The sequence below is a fragment of the Streptomyces sp. NPDC002144 genome (genome assembly GCF_053593695.1).
The window spans coordinates 1-15186 of the sequence record NZ_JBSFDB010000101.1; the positions used below are offsets into that span (position 1 = coordinate 1).

General features: G+C 71.6%; 16 protein-coding genes. 8 read left to right on the forward strand and 8 right to left on the reverse strand.

All coding sequences use genetic code 11. The features are described from left to right. The coding region (locus tag ACWCQ1_RS50050) for a maltotransferase domain-containing protein (protein WP_451029870.1) at positions 1–586 on the reverse strand (586 nt) is incomplete at its 3' end. 70 nt (positions 587–656) lie between these two features. Further along, complete coding sequence (locus ACWCQ1_RS50055) at positions 657–956, reverse strand: DUF5133 domain-containing protein (protein WP_133047643.1); 300 nt, start codon at positions 954–956, stop codon at positions 657–659. Between the two features lie 323 nt (positions 957–1279). On the opposite strand from ACWCQ1_RS50055, the gene ACWCQ1_RS50060 reads away from it, so the two are divergent. After that, positions 1280–1789, forward strand: a complete 510-nt coding sequence (locus ACWCQ1_RS50060; RefSeq protein ID WP_133047644.1) for a pep a2 — start codon at positions 1280–1282, stop codon at positions 1787–1789. Positions 1790–1815: 26 nt separating this feature from the next. Then, positions 1816–3933: a glycogen debranching protein GlgX gene (gene glgX, locus ACWCQ1_RS50065; RefSeq protein WP_451029878.1), complete on the forward strand. Its 2118-nt coding sequence runs from the start codon at positions 1816–1818 to the stop codon at positions 3931–3933. 187 nt (positions 3934–4120) lie between these two features. On the opposite strand, the gene ACWCQ1_RS50070 is transcribed toward glgX, so the two are convergent. Continuing rightward, positions 4121–4924, reverse strand: coding sequence for a VOC family protein (locus tag ACWCQ1_RS50070; RefSeq protein ID WP_133047646.1), 804 nt, complete (start codon positions 4922–4924; stop codon positions 4121–4123). Positions 4925–5097: 173 nt separating this feature from the next. On the opposite strand from ACWCQ1_RS50070, the gene ACWCQ1_RS50075 reads away from it, so the two are divergent. Further along, entirely contained in the window at positions 5098–5433 is a 336-nt protein-coding gene (locus ACWCQ1_RS50075) for an ANTAR domain-containing protein (protein ID WP_165955052.1), read from the forward strand. A 21-nt stretch (positions 5434–5454) separates the two neighbouring features. Here the strand turns inward: ACWCQ1_RS50075 and ACWCQ1_RS50080 are convergent, their stop codons facing one another. Beyond that, a complete protein-coding gene (locus ACWCQ1_RS50080; protein ID WP_358610505.1) occupies positions 5455–6255 on the reverse strand; it encodes an RNA polymerase sigma factor SigF in 801 nt (266 codons plus the stop codon). Positions 6256–6515: 260 nt separating this feature from the next. Between ACWCQ1_RS50080 and ACWCQ1_RS50085 the strand changes: the two genes are divergently transcribed. From ACWCQ1_RS50085 to ACWCQ1_RS50100, 4 genes are all read left to right on the forward strand, one after another. Beyond that, entirely contained in the window at positions 6516–6968 is a 453-nt protein-coding gene (locus ACWCQ1_RS50085; protein ID WP_133047648.1) for a MarR family winged helix-turn-helix transcriptional regulator, read from the forward strand. Then, the gene (locus tag ACWCQ1_RS50090; protein ID WP_451029871.1) at positions 6965–7807 is read left to right on the forward strand and encodes an ABC transporter ATP-binding protein; all 843 of its coding nucleotides are present in this window, start codon (positions 6965–6967) and stop codon (positions 7805–7807) included. The genes ACWCQ1_RS50085 and ACWCQ1_RS50090 overlap by 4 nt, the downstream gene beginning before the upstream one ends. Further along, a complete protein-coding gene (locus tag ACWCQ1_RS50095; protein ID WP_451029872.1) occupies positions 7767–8627 on the forward strand; it encodes an ABC transporter permease in 861 nt (286 codons plus the stop codon). The genes ACWCQ1_RS50090 and ACWCQ1_RS50095 overlap by 41 nt, the downstream gene beginning before the upstream one ends. 192 nt (positions 8628–8819) lie before the next feature. After that, positions 8820–9341 (forward strand): hypothetical protein, encoded by a 522-nt coding sequence (locus ACWCQ1_RS50100; RefSeq protein WP_133047651.1) that lies wholly within the window; start codon positions 8820–8822, stop codon positions 9339–9341. A 19-nt stretch (positions 9342–9360) separates the two neighbouring features. On the opposite strand, the gene hemC is transcribed toward ACWCQ1_RS50100, so the two are convergent. The 3 genes from hemC to ACWCQ1_RS50115 all read right to left on the reverse strand — a co-directional run bounded on the left by hemC (position 9361) and on the right by ACWCQ1_RS50115 (position 12451). Continuing rightward, complete coding sequence (gene hemC / locus ACWCQ1_RS50105; protein WP_451029873.1) at positions 9361–10296, reverse strand: hydroxymethylbilane synthase; 936 nt, start codon at positions 10294–10296, stop codon at positions 9361–9363. Between the two features lie 62 nt (positions 10297–10358). Continuing rightward, positions 10359–11225 carry a hypothetical protein gene (locus tag ACWCQ1_RS50110; RefSeq protein WP_451029874.1) on the reverse strand — a complete coding sequence of 289 codons (867 nt, stop codon included), beginning with the start codon at positions 11223–11225 and terminating at the stop codon, positions 10359–10361. 41 nt (positions 11226–11266) lie between these two features. Further along, positions 11267–12451 carry an MFS transporter gene (locus ACWCQ1_RS50115; RefSeq protein WP_451029875.1) on the reverse strand — a complete coding sequence of 395 codons (1185 nt, stop codon included), beginning with the start codon at positions 12449–12451 and terminating at the stop codon, positions 11267–11269. A gap of 122 nt (positions 12452–12573) precedes the next feature. Here ACWCQ1_RS50115 and ACWCQ1_RS50120 point away from each other — a divergent pair, with 122 nt between their 5' ends. After that, positions 12574–13563, forward strand: a complete 990-nt coding sequence (locus tag ACWCQ1_RS50120) for a DUF5937 family protein (RefSeq protein WP_451029876.1) — start codon at positions 12574–12576, stop codon at positions 13561–13563. A 288-nt stretch (positions 13564–13851) separates the two neighbouring features. Here ACWCQ1_RS50120 and ACWCQ1_RS50125 read toward each other — a convergent pair. Beyond that, a partial coding sequence (locus tag ACWCQ1_RS50125; RefSeq protein WP_451029877.1) for a serine/threonine-protein kinase occupies positions 13852–15186 on the reverse strand: 1335 nt, incomplete at its 5' end.

Genomic DNA, 15186 nt, shown 5'->3' on the forward strand with positions numbered 1-15186 from the left:
CCCGCTCCACCAGCAGCGGCAGCGTCTCCGAGGCCGTCACCAGCTCCCGCAGCGGATGCCGGGCCAGCACCGCGTCCACCTCCGGCGTCAACGCCACCGCCAGACGCGTGGCGATGGGCAGTGAGTCGTCGCGCAGGGTCTCGGCGGCCAGCAGGATCGTGGCGCGCCCGGCGCCCTCGGGCACTCCGGCGGCGACCCGTTCGTACAGCTCGGCGCCCTCCTCCAGGACCAGGCCGGCGTCGATGCCGGCCGGGATCTTGATGCGGGCGCGGTGCCGCCAGCTCGCGACCGGGTCGCTCCAGGCCTCCACCCGGAAGGTCCAGTGGCCCTCCGCGGTCGGCGTGATCTCGGCGCCCCAGCGGTCGGAACCGGGGGCCAGCTCGCGCATCGGCGTCCAGGGTCCGTGGGTGCCCTCGGGATCGGTCAGGACGACGTTCGCGGCGACGGCGTCGTGCCCCTCGCGGAACACGGTGGCGGTCACCTGGAACGTTTCTCCTGCGACCGCCTTCGCGGGACGTCTGCCGCACTCGACGACCGGATGGACGTCGCGCACCGGGATACGGCCGATGGCCGGGATCGAACTCATGGGTGTCACCTCCGCCGTGCTCGAGGCCGGGCGCGGAGCCCGGCCGGGGATACGAACCGCGCCGGAAGGGTCACCTTCCGGCGAGAAAACCGCGCACCTCGGTAGGCGGACCGTGCCGGTCGGCCTCCTCGGCGCGGGGACGCTCGTCCTGCTCCGCCAGATAGGCGACCAGACTCGACCGCAGATAACGCTCGGCGGCGTCCGCGGCCTCGCGGGCACAGCGCTTGCCCATCAACACGCACAGCGTGTACCCGGAGTCCTCGAAGGTGGCCCGCACCGCGCGGTCCGCGGGGGACGCGAGCATGACGCGTTCCCACGCCCGGTACCGCCGCAGTTGGCGGGCCACTTCGGCTTTGGCCGGTAGCAGCATGACGCCCTTCACTTTCGGGGCTCGATGGCGCGTTTCCCGACCGTCGGGCGGCGGCCGTGCGCGTGGAGTGGACACGCACGGATCCGTTACGGGCATCGAGATCTGTGACACATGGTGCATGTGCAACAACGCAGCGTCTTGTTGGAAATTCAACCGTGTCGTGTGCGCCACCCACCTGGCGTCCGCTCGTGTTGCACGAATGGCGTAGTTCGCCCACGCTTGGGGTGACTCAGGAGCGATCAGTGCTCACGCTTCGCGTTCGGGGCCCCGTCCCACCAGGGGCGAGGAGGAGCGAGAGCTTCGCCGGTGAGGAGCCAACGACGATGAAGACCGCAGTGCCCTGCTACTACCACCTCGACGTGGAAGTCAGTCCGGAGCGAGTCGGACAGGTCAGGCGCATCCTGGCCGCTCACCTCAGGCTCTGGGACCTCGAGACGCTGGTCGACCCCGTCTGCCGCGGCGCCGAGCTGCTGCTGAAGGCCATCGACGAGCACGCGACGGACAAGAACACGTCGATCGAGATGTGGTGGAACGGCCAGCACCTGATCACCGCCATCGGGGAGAACGACTGTGAACTGCGCCCGGACCAGGACCTGCGGTCCTGTCTGCAGCGTATCGCCGCGATGAGCGACGGCTGGGGCTGCTGTGCCACGGACACCGGCAGCAAGGTCATCTGGTTCTCGCAGCGCGCCCGCGCCGGAGAACGCGTCCCCCTCGTACCGGTGGCGCCCGCGCCCAGTCTGCGCGAGGTGCGCCAGGTGCCCCGCGAGGTGCCCGTCGCGGCCCTCGCGGCCCCGGCCGACGGCGCCGGCGTGCTGGAGGACGCCCGGTGACCGCGAAGCGCCGCCGCAAGGCAGGGGTGCCCGTGTGGAGCGGGCACCCCTACCCGTTGGGTGCCACCTACGACGGCAGGGGCACCAACTTCGCCCTCTTCAGCGAGGTCGCCGAGCGCGTGGAGCTCGTCCTCGTCGACGACGAGGGCGCCGAGAGCACCGCCGCGGTGACGGAGGTCGACGGGTTCGTCTGGCACTGCTACCTGCCCGACATCGGACCCGGACAGCGCTACGGCTACCGGGTGCACGGCCCCTGGCACCCGGAACTCGGCCACCGCTGCAATCCGGCGAAGCTGCTCCTGGACCCGTACACCAAGGCGGTCGACGGACAGGTGGACAACCACGCCTCCCTCTTCGAGCGCGCACCGCACGGCCGCTCCCGCGCCGACAGCGCCGGGCACACCATGCTCGGCGTGGTGACCGATCCGGCCTTCGACTGGGGCGACGACCGGCCGCCGGGGCGGCCGTACGCCGAGAGCGTCATCTACGAGGCCCATGTCCGCGGCCTGACCCGCACCCACCCCGACGTCCCCGAGGAACTGCGCGGCACCTACGCCGGCCTCGCCCACCCGGCGGTCATCGAGCACCTGACCGCGCTCGGGGTCACCGCCGTCGAGCTGATGCCGGTGCACCAGTACGTGCAGGACGGCGTGCTGCAGGACAAGGGCCTCGCCAACTACTGGGGCTACAACACGATCGGCTTCTTCGCCCCGCACAACGCCTACGCCGCCCACGGCACCCGCGGCCAGCAGGTCACCGAGTTCAAGACCATGGTCAAGGCGCTGCACGCGGCCGGACTCGAGGTCGTCCTCGACGTCGTCTACAACCACACCGCCGAGGGCAACGAGAAGGGTCCCACCCTCTCCTTCCGCGGCATCGACAACGCCTCCTACTACCGCCTGGTCGACGGCGACTGGAAGCACTACTACGACACCACCGGCACCGGCAACAGCCTGCTGATGCGCCACCCGTACGTGCTGCAGCTGATTATGGACTCGCTGCGGTACTGGGTCACCGAGATGCACGTCGACGGCTTCCGCTTCGACCTCGCGGCCACGCTGGCCCGGCAGTTCCACGAGGTGGACCGGCTCTCGGCGTTCTTCGACCTCATCCAGCAGGACCCGGTGATCAGCCGCGTCAAGCTGATCGCCGAGCCCTGGGACGTGGGGGAGGGCGGCTACCAGGTCGGCAACTTCCCGCCGCTGTGGTCGGAGTGGAACGGCCGTTACCGCGACGCCGTACGGGACTTCTGGCGCGCGGAGGAGCACACGCTGGGCGAGTTCGCGTCCCGGCTGACCGGCTCCTCCGACCTGTACCAGCACAGCAGGCGCCGCCCCCGCGCGAGCGTCAACTTCGTCACCGCGCACGACGGATTCACCCTGCGCGACCTGGTGTCGTACAACGACAAGCACAACGAGGCCAACGGCGAGGACAACCAGGACGGCGAGAGCGTCAACCGGTCCTGGAACTGCGGTGCCGAGGGCGAGACCGACGACCCGGCAGTCCTGGAGCTGCGGGCCCGCCAGCAGCGCAACTTCATCGCCACGCTGCTACTGTCGCAGGGCATCCCGATGCTGTGCCACGGCGACGAACTTGGGCGTACCCAGGGCGGCAACAACAACGCCTACTGCCAGGACAACGAAGTCTCCTGGGTGGACTGGGAGTTGAGCGAGGAGCAGCGGGACCTCGCGGACTTCACGCGCTATGTGATCGGGTTGCGGGCCGCCCATCCGGTGCTGCGCCGCCGCCGCTTCTTCCGCGGTGAGACCCCCGTCCGCGCCCGTCGGCCGCTGCCCGACCTGGTGTGGTTCGCGCCGGGCGGCGAGGAGATGACGGAGGAGGACTGGCAGCGCCCGGACGCTCACTCGGTGGCCGCGTTCCTCAACGGCGACGCCATCGCCGAACACGACTCCTGCGGCCGCCGCGTGGTGGACGACTCCTTCCTGCTGCTGTTCAACAGCTACTGGGAGCCGATGGAATTCCACCTCCCGGACGCCGCGTACGGCGAGCGGTGGACGACCCTGATCGACACCGCCGTCACCAAGGGACCGCCCGACGAGACGGAACACAAGGCCGGCACCCGGATGCTGGTGGAGCCGCGCAGCCTGGTGCTGCTGTCACGCCCCTCCCGCAGAAAACCCTGAGGTGAACGGCCGCGGGGGCAGGGCCGGGAACGGGCCACCGGACGACTGGTCAAGCCCTTCGGCCTCCCCGCCGCACCCCGCCCGCCCGTCGGCCGGCGCCGCCTCCTTCCGCGCCCCGGCGCCGTCTGGAGAAGGCACCGCGGGAGGCTGAGCAGGCCGAGGCCGAGCTCAGAACCCAAGCGGGACGCTACCGTTCGCGGCGCGACGTCACCGTGAACTGCGCCCCGTCCGCGTCCCGCAGCACCGCCTCGTCGCTGCCCTTGGACAGCACGCTTCCGCCGTGCAGTTCCGCGGCCCGCACACACGCGGCGACATCCTCCACCGCGAAGTGGACCTGCCAGTGCGGCCGGATGGTGGGGTCCGGCGCCGCTCCGAGCGCCCCGGACTCGATGCGGGCCACGATGTCGCCCTGGCTGCGCAGCACCACCTCGCCGCCCTCGTAGTGCACCTCGCAGCAGCCGGGCCGCTCGGTGGCCCACTCCAGCACCTCGCCGTAGAAGATCGCCGCGTCGAAGGCGTCGCGGGTGTGCAGCCGGACGAAGGTAGGGGCGGCGTGGCGCCACTTGTCCCAGTCGGAGACGAGCTCGCCCTCCCAGATCCCGAAGGTCGCCCCGTCCCGGTCGGCGAGCAGGGCGGCCCGTCCCGGCGGGAAGGAGATCGGCCCGACCGCGGCCGTACCGCCGCGCTCCTGGGCGCGGGCCACGGCTTCGTCGGCGCTCCGCACGGCGAAGTACGCCGTCCAGGCCACCGCCATCTGCCACATGGAGGCGACACCGGCGATCCCGGCCACCGGCGTGCCGTCCACCATGGCCATCCGGAACCGGTCACCGAGCTTGGCCGAGCGCCACTGCCAGCCGAGTACGGCCGAGTAGAAGTCCTCGGTGGCGTCGAGGTCACGGCTGGTCAGGCTCACCCAGCAGGGGGCCCCGAACACGGAGTGCGTGGAGACGACGTTGGTCGTACCGCCGCGGCGTGTCGTGTGGTCGTTCATGGCGCTCGCGTCCTGGGGTCTCGTCCACCGGCGGCCACCGGTGTGTCACCAGTGTCCAACCGGAACCGCTCGATGCGCCTGCCGAGTACCCCGGGGTGGGGGCCGAAACGGTGGCCCCCACCCGTGCGGCGCCTCGGCTGGCGCGGGGCGCGGCGAGTGCGGACCATGGATGCGTGGCAGCGCAGCAGCACGAGCAGTCCGCCCAGACCCAGCGGATCTTCGAGCTGGAGGAGCAGGTGGACCAGCTCAAGGAAGCCGTGGCGTCGCATGCCGTCGTGGACCAGGCGATCGGTATGGTCGTCGCTCTCGGCAGGGTGTCACCCGATCAGGGGTGGGCGGTTCTGAAGGACGTCTCCCAGCACACCAACATCAAGCTGCGCAATGTGGCGGAGCTGATCGTCATCTGGGGCCGCAGCGGCATGATGCCGGCGGAGATCCGGGCCGAACTCGAGGACGCCCTGGACCGTTACGGCCCGACACAGGTGCCCGGCGCCCCACCGGAGGAGTGAGAGGCCGGGGTACGCGCGCCCTCAGCGGGTCTGGGCCTGGGCCAGCAACTGCTCCCGCAGCTGAGCGAAGCAGGCGCTGAGCAGACGGGAGACGTGCATCTGCGAGATGCCGAGCTGCTCGGCGATCCGGCTCTGTGTCATTCCGCGGAAGAACCGCAGGTAGAGAATGGTCCGTTCGCGCTCGGGCAGCGCCTGCAGGCACGGGCTCGCCGCCACGCGGTCGACCACGACGTCGTAGCCCGGATCCGGTCCGCCGATCGCGTCCGCCAGGGCGTAGCCGTCCGTTCCGGGCATCTCGGCGTCGAGGGACAGCGTGGAGAAGCAGTCCAGGGCCTCCATCCCCATGCGCACCTCGGCCTCGCTCAGCTGCGCCCGCTCGGCGATCTCGGCGGCGGTCGGCGCCCGGCCCGGAGTGGTCTGCGACAGGTCCTTGGCCGCCTGCCGTACCCGGTTGCGCAGGTCCTGGACCCGGCGCGGCACGTGCAGGGTCCACATGTGGTCGCGGAAGTGCCGCTTGATCTCGCCGGTGACGGTGGGGACCGCATAGGCCTCGAAGGCGTGTCCGCGGCCCGGGTCGTAGTGGTCGACCGCCTTGACCAGGCCGAGTGCGGCGACCTGGTAGAGGTCCTCCAGGGTCTCGCCGCGCCCCTTGAACCGCACGGCGATCCGCTCGGCCATGGGCAGCCAGATGCGTACCAGTTCGTCCCGCAGCGCCTTGCGCTCGGGGCCGTCGGGCATCCGGGTCAGTCGCTCGAAGGCGTCGGCCGTGTCGGGGGCGTCGTCATGCGGGTGGGGTTTGGTTCTGCTGGTGGTGACGCGCATCGCGCGCACCTCCCTCGGGCGGTGCTGGGTGGACAGACACCGCGGGAGGCGCGGACCGGGCCTGCGGAGGACATCCGGGGCCTGACCGGCTCCCACGGACGTGCCTCCAGTCCGAAGCACTTGAGATTCGGATGCCCCGGACCACCCCTTTCAAAACAAAACGGGCCATACGGTAACGGATCGCGATCGGCTGGCCGCGCAGCGCGGCTTGACCCTCTCTTGAGATTGGTTACCTCTGCTACAGAGGTAATCTCTTGGACGTGGAACCGGAAAACCTCCCGGACGACCTGATCGACGCCCTCATCGGCGTCCAGCGCAGGCTCAGGCGCCGGCTTCGTCAGCAGATCGCCCCGCAGCTGCGCGGCGCCGAGGTCGAGTTGCTGCGCCTGGTCGTGGCCCGGCCCGGCATCGGCATCTCGGACGCGGCCAAGGACCTCCACCTGGCCGGGAACTCGGTGTCGACGCTGGTCAACCAGTTGTCCCGGCAGGGCTATCTGGTCCGCGAGACCGACCCGGCCGACCGCCGTGCCGCCCGGCTGCTGCCCACCCCGGCCGCCGGGGCGCGGATCGCCGAATGGCGCAAACGGCGCGCGGAACTCGTACGAGGCGGCCTCGCCGGGCTCGACGAGACGGACCGGGAGGCCCTGCGCGCGGCCGTCCCCGCCCTGCGCAGGCTGGCCGAGAACCTGCACGAGGAGGCCGAGGAATCATGACGCCGGACGCCGGGACCGAACGCGCCGAGGCCATCGCCTGCACCGGCCTCAGGTACTCCTTCGGCGAGACCAACGCGGTCGACGGACTCGATCTGACGGTGGGGGAGGGCGAGGTCTTCGGCCTGCTCGGCCCGAACGGCGCCGGCAAGACCACCGCCATCCGCTGCATCACCACCCTGCTGCCGGTCCCCGCCGGCATGGTCCGTGTCTTCGGGCACGACGCCGCCGAGGACCGTATGGCCGTACGACGCCTGATCGGCTACGTGCCGCAGCAGCTGTCCGCCGACGCCGGTCTCACCGGACGCGAGAACGTCGAACTGTTCGCCCGTGTCTTCGACGTCTCCCGGCGCGAGCGGGCCGCGCGGGTCGGCCAGGCCCTGGCCGCCGTCGACCTCACCGACGCCGCCGAGCGGCTCGCCAAGACCTACTCCGGCGGCATGATCCGCCGCCTCGAACTCGCCCAGGCCCTGGTCAGCGCGCCCCGGCTGCTGATCCTCGACGAGCCGACCATCGGCCTCGACCCCATCGCCCGCACCGGCGTGTGGGAGCACATCAACGCCGTGCGCGAGGCCACCGGCATGACCGTGCTGGTGACCACCCACTACATGGACGAGGCCGACCAGTACTGCGACCGGGTCGCGCTGATGCACCGCGGCCGCATCCGGGCCCTCGGCACGCCCACCGAGCTGCGTCAGGGTCTCGCCGACCGCCGGGGCACCGACACCCTGCCGACCCTGGAGGACGTCTTCCGTGACGTCGCCGGCAGCGGTCTCGACGAGGAGTCAGGAGATTTCCGCGATGTCCGAAGCACCCGCCGCACCGCGCACCGTGTCGGCTGACGCCCCTCGCGCCGCCGGCATCGACCTGCTCCTGCGGCCGCCCCGGCCGCGCGCGGGCTGGCGGCTGCTGCCCGCCCGGGTCGGGGCGATGTGCGCCGTCGAACTGCAGAAGCTGCGCCACGACCGCACCGAGCTGTACACCCGCGCGGTCCAGCCCGCCCTGTGGCTGCTGATCTTCGGCCAGACCTTCACCCGGATCCGGGCGATACCCACCGGCGGCATCCCCTACATCGACTACATGGCGCCCGGCATCATCGCCCAGTCCGCGATGTTCATCGCGATCTTCTACGGCATCCAGATCATCTGGGAACGCGACGCCGGCGTCCTCAACAAGCTGCTGGTCACACCGACCCCGCGCTCGGCACTGATCACCGGCAAGGCGTTCGCGGCCGGAGTGAAGTCGGTGATCCAGGCCGTCGTGGTCGTCATCATCGCCGCGCTGCTCGGCGTGGCCCTGACCTGGAACCCGCTGAAGCTGCTCGCCGTGGCGGCCATCGTGATCCTGGGATCCGCCTTCTTCTCCTGTCTGTCGATGACCATCGCCGGCATCGTCCTGAGCCGCGACCGCCTGATGGGTATCGGACAGGCCATCACCATGCCGCTGTTCTTCGGCTCCAACGCCCTCTACCCGGTCTCCGTCATGCCGGGCTGGCTCCAGGCGGTCAGCAAGGTCAACCCGCTCAGCTACGAGGTGGACGCCCTGCGCGGGCTGCTCATCGGCGTCCACGCGCACGTGGCGCTCGACTTCGGGGTGCTGCTCGGGGCCGCCGCGCTCGGCATCACCGCGGCCTCCTCGCTCCTGGGCCGGCTGGCCCGCTGATCACACCCGGGGAACGTGATGTGCGGCACGCACGCGGGAGAGGGCGAGTGGCCGGTTTTCGCGATTGTTCCTGCGCACGGCTTGATCAGTGATCAAAGGGGGCGAATTCGCTGGCCACAGCGCATTCTGCTCATTTGACAGTGCACTGAGCACACAGATAGGAAGCAGCTCTCTGAGGTCGAGAGGTGGACTGTGTACGAGCCGAACGTGGTCGGGGACTGGCAGGAGTACGACGAGCATGCCGGCCTGCGTGTCCGCGTCCACCGTCTGGAAGCGGCCGAGCCCCCGCGCGGACGGGACGACGCGGCCGCCGGGCTGACCTACTTCGCCCTGCGGGTGACCGTCGAGAACCGGGGCGAGCAGGCCTGCACCATCCATCTTGAGGACGGCCAGATCGACGTGCGGATCGGCCCCGACGGCGAGTCCGCGTTCATCGACTGGCGCAACTCGCAGTTCATCGAGGGCTTCGACGTCTACCCGCTGCGCCGCGCCACCGCCGTGCTGTACGCGGCCGGTCCCGAGGACTGGCTGAGCCAGGTCGACGTCCAGATCCAGCTGCGCGTCGACGACGACTGGGCCGACCGCCGGCTGTGGGCGGGCGGCATCGGACTGCACGAGGACTCCGTCGGCGCCCCCGCCGGCACCCTGCGCGAGGGACTGGCCCACCAGGTCAGCAACTTCCTGCGCGACCAGGCCGAAGAGGGCACCGCCTGAGCGGCGTTGATGACGGGTGTCAGTGCGGGATGCCGTCGATGATCTCCCGGGCGCCCTGACGCAGCAGCGCCACGGCCACCGACGTACCCAGCGTGGCCGGGTCGAGCCGGCCCGCCCACTCGTGCGCATTGAGCCGGGTCTTGCCGTCGGGGGTGAAGACGCAGGCGCGCAGCGACAGTTCCCCGGCGTGGTCCACGCGCGCGTAGCCGGCGATCGGGCTGTTGCAGTGGCCCTGCAGGACGTGCAGGAACATCCGTTCGGCGGTGGCCTCCCGGTGCGTGCCGGGGTCGCCCAGCCCGCTGACGGCGTCGATCAGCTCGGTGTCGCCCTCCCGGCACTGCAGCGCGAGGATGCCCGCGCCGATGGACGGCATCATCGTCTCCGGCGACAGGGCCTCACTGATCACGTCCGTACGGCCGATGCGCTCCAGCCCCGACACCGCCAGCAGCAGCGCGTCCGCCTCGCCCGCCTCCAGCTTGGCCAGCCGCCGGTTGGCGTTCCCGCGGAACGGCACGCACTCCAGGTGCGGGTGGGTGGCCGCGAGCTGGGCGACCCGGCGCACCGCGGAGGTGCCGATCCGCGTCCCCTCCGGCAGCTCGTCCAGCGTCAGACCCTCCGGATGCACCAGCGCGTCCCGGATGTCGTCCCGCTTGAGGAACGCGGCGAAGGTCGTCCCCGCCGGCAGCGGACGGTCGGCGGGCACGTCCTTGAGGCAGTGCACCGCGAGATCGGCCGCGCCCGCCAGCAGCGCCGCGTCCACCTCCTTGGTGAACGCGCCCTTGCCCTCCACCTGGGACAGCACGCCCATCCACTTGTCACCGGTCGTCTTCACCGGCACGACGTCGGTGCGCACACCGGGGTGCAGCGCGGCCAACTCGGCGCGGACACGCTCCACTTGGGCCAGCGCCATGGGCGAGTCGCGGGAGACGATACGGATCAGTTCGGGGAGGGACATGCGGACACGATAGACCGCCGGGAGGGGGTGTCCGTGCCGTATCACCCCAATCGGGACGCGCATCACGCCGCAGAGGTGCTCAGCCGTCCGTCGAAGGGGTACAGGTCCGTCTCCCATCCGGGCGTACCGCTGAGTTCGGCGGCGTTGACCGGTGTGCGCACCAGACACCGGTGACGCAGCAGATCACGACGCTCCTCGGCGGTCAGCGCCGCGTCGGTGAAGCCGTCGGTGTCGTCGATGTCACCGCGGGCGCAGGCGTTGAGTTCGTAGCCGTTCTCGGTGCGCAGGTCGACTCGAATGTCCGTACGCCACTGGGAGTTGTGTCCCCATCCCATCGACTGGTCGACCGTCGGGCGGTGCCGGCGCCGGTGGGCCCAGTACAGCGGAGAGCGGTCGGCGACACCCCGCTCGGCGTTCCGAACCCCTGCCCGCACCCGTACACCGGCACGGTTGAACAGCAGATCGCCCATCCACAGTCCCGGCCAGACGACCTCGGTGATCCGGATCGGCTCCTCCGGGTCCGCGGACTGCTCCACGTCCACGATCTCGTGCAGGACGGGATCGAAGACGGCGGTCTCCTCGAAGGACGTCATGCCCAGGCGGCCGAACAACTCCACGTACCGTGGCAGGGGCACCGACGGCGACCAGGGCTCCTCGTCCTCCCCCTCCGGCTGAAAGGCCGACAGGAGTGCGTCACTGACCCGGCTGAGCGCGTACAGCTCCCACAGCACGTCCCGGCACCGCTCGTCCGGCCCGTCGAGGGCCGTACGCGCCAGCAGCGCGGCTCCCTCGCCGAGCGCGGTGCGGTAACCGCCCTCGGCCCGGTCGAGCCACGGCCGAACCACGTCGGCGAACGGCTCCACCCCCGCGTGGTCGAGCAACGCCACGTACAACCGGCGTGCCCGGCCCCATGTCTCCTCCTCGCCCATGCGGGCACGGTAACGACGGATGCCGGCCGCGATCCACGGGATTACCGCGTCCGGGCGGGCGCTGTCGCCGGCCTGGGGGCGGACCAGGTCAGCACCGTGAGAGCTCCCGCCGTGAGCAGTGCCCCGGCCAGGAAGGTGCCGCGCAGGCCGACGAGCGGCAACAGGCCGCCGCCCAAGAGGGCCCCGGCGGCCACCCCCACGTTGAAGGCGGCCGAGTTCGCCGCCAGAGCCGTCTCGGTACGGCCGGGGGCGACCCGCAGGACCTGGCTCTGGGTCGCCATGAACACGGGCCCCACGGACGCGCCGAGCAGCATCAGCAGCGCGACGGCCGTCACCTGGTCGCTCCCGCCCGCGTACAGACCGAGCAGGGCCGCCGTCTGCGCCGCCACCGGCACGCTCAGCGTGGCGCGCGGGAAGCGGTCGAGCAGCGGGCCGGTCAGGGTGACACCGGCCAGTCCCGCCACACCGAAGGCGAACAGCACGGCGCTGACCGCGTCCTCGCCGAATCCGCCGACCTCGTCCAGGAAGGCCACGACGTACGTCCATCCCGTGAACGCCCCGGTCACCGACAGGGCGGTGGTGGCGAGGACGACGAGGAACCGGTGCCGGTCCGGCGCGGCGCCGTACGCGGCGTGGCTCTCCCGCGGACGCGATGTCGGCAGCAGGGCGGCGACGACCAGGAGCGAGACCAGCGCCAGCACCCCGAGCGCCGCGAACGGCGCCCGCCAGCCGCCGTGTCCGCCCAGCCAGGTGCCGGCCGGGACCCCCAGCACCGTGGCCAGCGAACCGCCCACGGACAGCAACCCGATGACGCGCCCGCGCCGCTCGGGTGGATACAGGCCGACCGCCACCGGCCCCATCACCGCCCAGAACAGCGCCTGCGCCAGCGCGGTCGCGACGCGCGCCGCCAGCAGCAGCCCGTACGACGCCGTGGCGAGGGTCGAGGCCCAGCAGCCCACCGCCAGCACGCCCAGCAGCCCGGCGAGCAGATACCGGCGGGGCACGGACCGGGTGACATGGGCGACCGGCAGCGACACCGCGGCCACCGTCAGGCCGTACCCGGTCACCAGCGCCCCCACGGCCGTCAGTGAGACACCCAGGTCGTCCGCCATCAGGGAGAGCAGGCCCACGGGCAGGTTCTCGGTGGTGTTGAAGGTGAACGCCGCCAGCATCAGCGCCGCGACGACGGCGGCCCTGCGCCAGTGGGCCGGAGGCGGGTTACCCATCCGAAGGTCTCCGTGGTGTAGGGGGACGGCCAAGTGCGGCCGACGGCAAGCGTGTTGGTTCCGGGAGAGGGGCTTCTACTATTTCGTTCGGGATCGAATCGCAACCGCTCACGGAGGCCGCTTTGCCGTTGACCCTGCACCTGGGTACCGAGGACCTGACGCGCTGCCGGTTCGCCATCTCGCCGCTGTGCCAGACCCACGAGGCGCTGCGCATGCTGCGCCGTCCGGCCCGGCACGGCTACCACCGCACCTGGCTGCGCCGGATGCGCCGCACCCTGGCCGGCCTCGACCTGTCACCGCTGTGGCTGTTCATCCCGCGCACCGGCGGCTACACCCCCGACTTCCTCGGCCCGCCCCCGCGGGAACCCTCCCCCTCCATGGAGGACGAACTCGCCCGGATGCGCGCCACCGACCCCGCCCTTGCCCACGCCGAGATCGCGCGCTCACTCGCCGGCACGCCAGGTCTGGCCGAGTCGCCCCAGGGCCGCGCCGCCCTGGACGACCCGGCCGCGACCGTCCGACGGCTGGCCGACCTCACCGAACTGGCCTGGCACGCCCTGCTCGCCCCCGACTGGCCGCGCCACCATGCCGTCCTCGCCGCCGACATCGCCGACCGCTCACGCCAGGCGGCCGACGGCGGCCTCGACGCCCTCCTCACCGGCCTCCACCCCGGCATCGACTGGGCCGGTCACACCCTCACCCTGCGCATGTACGGCGACCTGGCCGACGCCCAACGGGCCGACGGACGCGGCATCCTGCTCATGCCGAGCGTCTTCGTCTGGCCGGACGTGGTCAGCGGCTTCGCCCGCCCGTGGCAGCCGACGGTGATCTACCCCGCCGTGGGCATGGGCCGCTTCCATGCCACCCCGGTACCGCGCCCGCCCGCCGCGCTGGCCCGCCTCCTGGGCCGGCAACGCGCCGCGCTTCTCGCAGACCTGACGCTCCCCGCCGCGACGACGGAACTCGCCGAGCGCCACGGTCTGGCACCGTCCACCGTGTCGGCCCATCTGACGACCCTGCGACAGGCGGGACTGCTCGACGCACGGCGCCAGGGCTATTACGTGCGCTATGAGCGGACGGCGCTGGGGGACGCGCTGGTCACGGGCGGATAGGGCGCTGTGGGGGCGACTTGCCGAGCGGGCCTGTTCAGTTGGGGCGAGGCCAGGCGGCATGCTGGCTGCCTCAGTGGGGTTGACTGCCTAGCGCCGGCGGACGTGGTGGGGGCAGGTGCCCACAACCTCATCAACGCCGCCCGCCGCGCCCTGAACCTCCGATGCGGCGCTGCATGAACATAGAGCAGGGCCCGTCGCGTTCGACGGGCCGGACCCTACTCTAGGGCGCTGCTCAACGCGGGGTTGCGTGCGCTGGGGCCGCGGCATGCGGGGTGAACGGGCCGATTGTCACTCCTCGGCCGGCACCACCCGCGTCACCTTGCCCTGGGGATCGGCCGCCACGTAGCAGGTGCCGTAGTCGTCGCTGAGGTAGACGGCCATGCCGGCTGGGGAGTTGGTGAAGCGGTTCGGTGACTGCAGGAGCAGATAGTGGCTCGTCGGTTTGTCGACATGGCACTTCTTCTCGGCGAGCGCGAGCAGTGAGGGCACCGCGTCCCAGTTGAAGCCCTTGAGGCTGACGGGCTTCTCGGACCCCAGGGAGCCGCTGATGATGTCCTTCTTGACTCCCTCGCCGGGGCGGTAGGTGTAGCTGTCGTAGTGGGTGGGGCTCCCGGGGACCAGCATCCGCATGGACGCGTACTCGGGATAGACGTTCAGGGAGCCGAAGCTGGTCCTCCCGGTCTTGTCCTCGACCGCCTTGATGGCGGTGCGGATTCCGGTGGGCGTCAGCATGCCGGTGGCCAGCTTCGACGTCGCGCCGGGCGCGGGCGTCCCACCGGAGGCGGTGGTGGAGGCCGAGGTCGTGGGTGTGGAGTGCGGGCCGGGGCTCGAGTTCGCCGACGCCTTGTCGCCGTCCCCGCCGGACAGGGCCACCCAGGTTCCCGTCCCGACGAGCACCGCGCCCGCCACGACCGAGGCGATCACGGCACCGCGCCGCCGTCGCGGGCCGGCCACGACCGTGCTGGGCTGCGGCGGGCGCCGTGGTTGTGGTGGCGCGAGGGGATAGGAGGTCGTGGCCGGTCGGGCGGCGTCCGTGGCCGCCGCGGCCAGCAGTCCGTCCACGGCGTCCGCGTCCGGCCGTGCGCCGGGATCCCGCACCAGCAGGCGTTCCAGTACGGCCGTCAGCGCCCCGGCCCGCCGGGGCGGCGGCACGTCTTCGTGGAGTACGGCGGCCAGCGTGGCCAGCGTCGTTCCGCGCTGCAGCGGATGGTGCCCCTCGACGGCCACGTACAGCATCATCGCCAGGGACCACAGGTCCGACGCGGGTCCGCCGTCGCCGCCGGAGATGCGCTCGGGTGCCATGTAGTCGGGCGTGCCGATGATCGAACCGGTGGCGGTCAGGGCGGTGGACTCACGGATCGCGGCGATGCCGAAGTCGGTGAGCACGGGCCTGCCGTCGGTGCGCAGCAGGACGTTGGCGGGCTTCACGTCGCGGTGCTGGACGCCGACGGCGTGGGCGGCGCGCAGCGCGTCCAGTACTCCTCGGCCGATGCGGGCGGCCTCGGCGGGCGCCATGGGGCCACGGGCCAGCCGGTCGGCGAGGGAGCCGCCGTCGACGAGTTCCATGACGATCCAGGGATAGGTGCCCTCGCCGCCGTCGACGATGTGATGGATCGTCACCAC

Coding starts and splice junctions, on each gene's coding strand:
- ACWCQ1_RS50055 (WP_133047643.1), bottom strand. CDS start 956: ATGCTGCTACCGGCCAAAGCCGAAGTGGCCCGCCAACTGCGGCGGTAC.
- ACWCQ1_RS50060 (WP_133047644.1), top strand. CDS start 1,280: ATGAAGACCGCAGTGCCCTGCTACTACCACCTCGACGTGGAAGTCAGT.
- ACWCQ1_RS50070 (WP_133047646.1), bottom strand. CDS start 4,924: ATGAACGACCACACGACACGCCGCGGCGGTACGACCAACGTCGTCTCC.
- ACWCQ1_RS50080 (WP_358610505.1), bottom strand. CDS start 6,255: ATGCGCGTCACCACCAGCAGAACCAAACCCCACCCGCATGACGACGCC.
- ACWCQ1_RS50090 (WP_451029871.1), top strand. CDS start 6,965: ATGACGCCGGACGCCGGGACCGAACGCGCCGAGGCCATCGCCTGCACC.
- ACWCQ1_RS50095 (WP_451029872.1), top strand. CDS start 7,767: ATGTCCGAAGCACCCGCCGCACCGCGCACCGTGTCGGCTGACGCCCCT.
- hemC (WP_451029873.1), bottom strand. CDS start 10,296: ATGTCCCTCCCCGAACTGATCCGTATCGTCTCCCGCGACTCGCCCATG.
- ACWCQ1_RS50110 (WP_451029874.1), bottom strand. CDS start 11,225: ATGGGCGAGGAGGAGACATGGGGCCGGGCACGCCGGTTGTACGTGGCG.
- ACWCQ1_RS50115 (WP_451029875.1), bottom strand. CDS start 12,451: ATGGGTAACCCGCCTCCGGCCCACTGGCGCAGGGCCGCCGTCGTCGCG.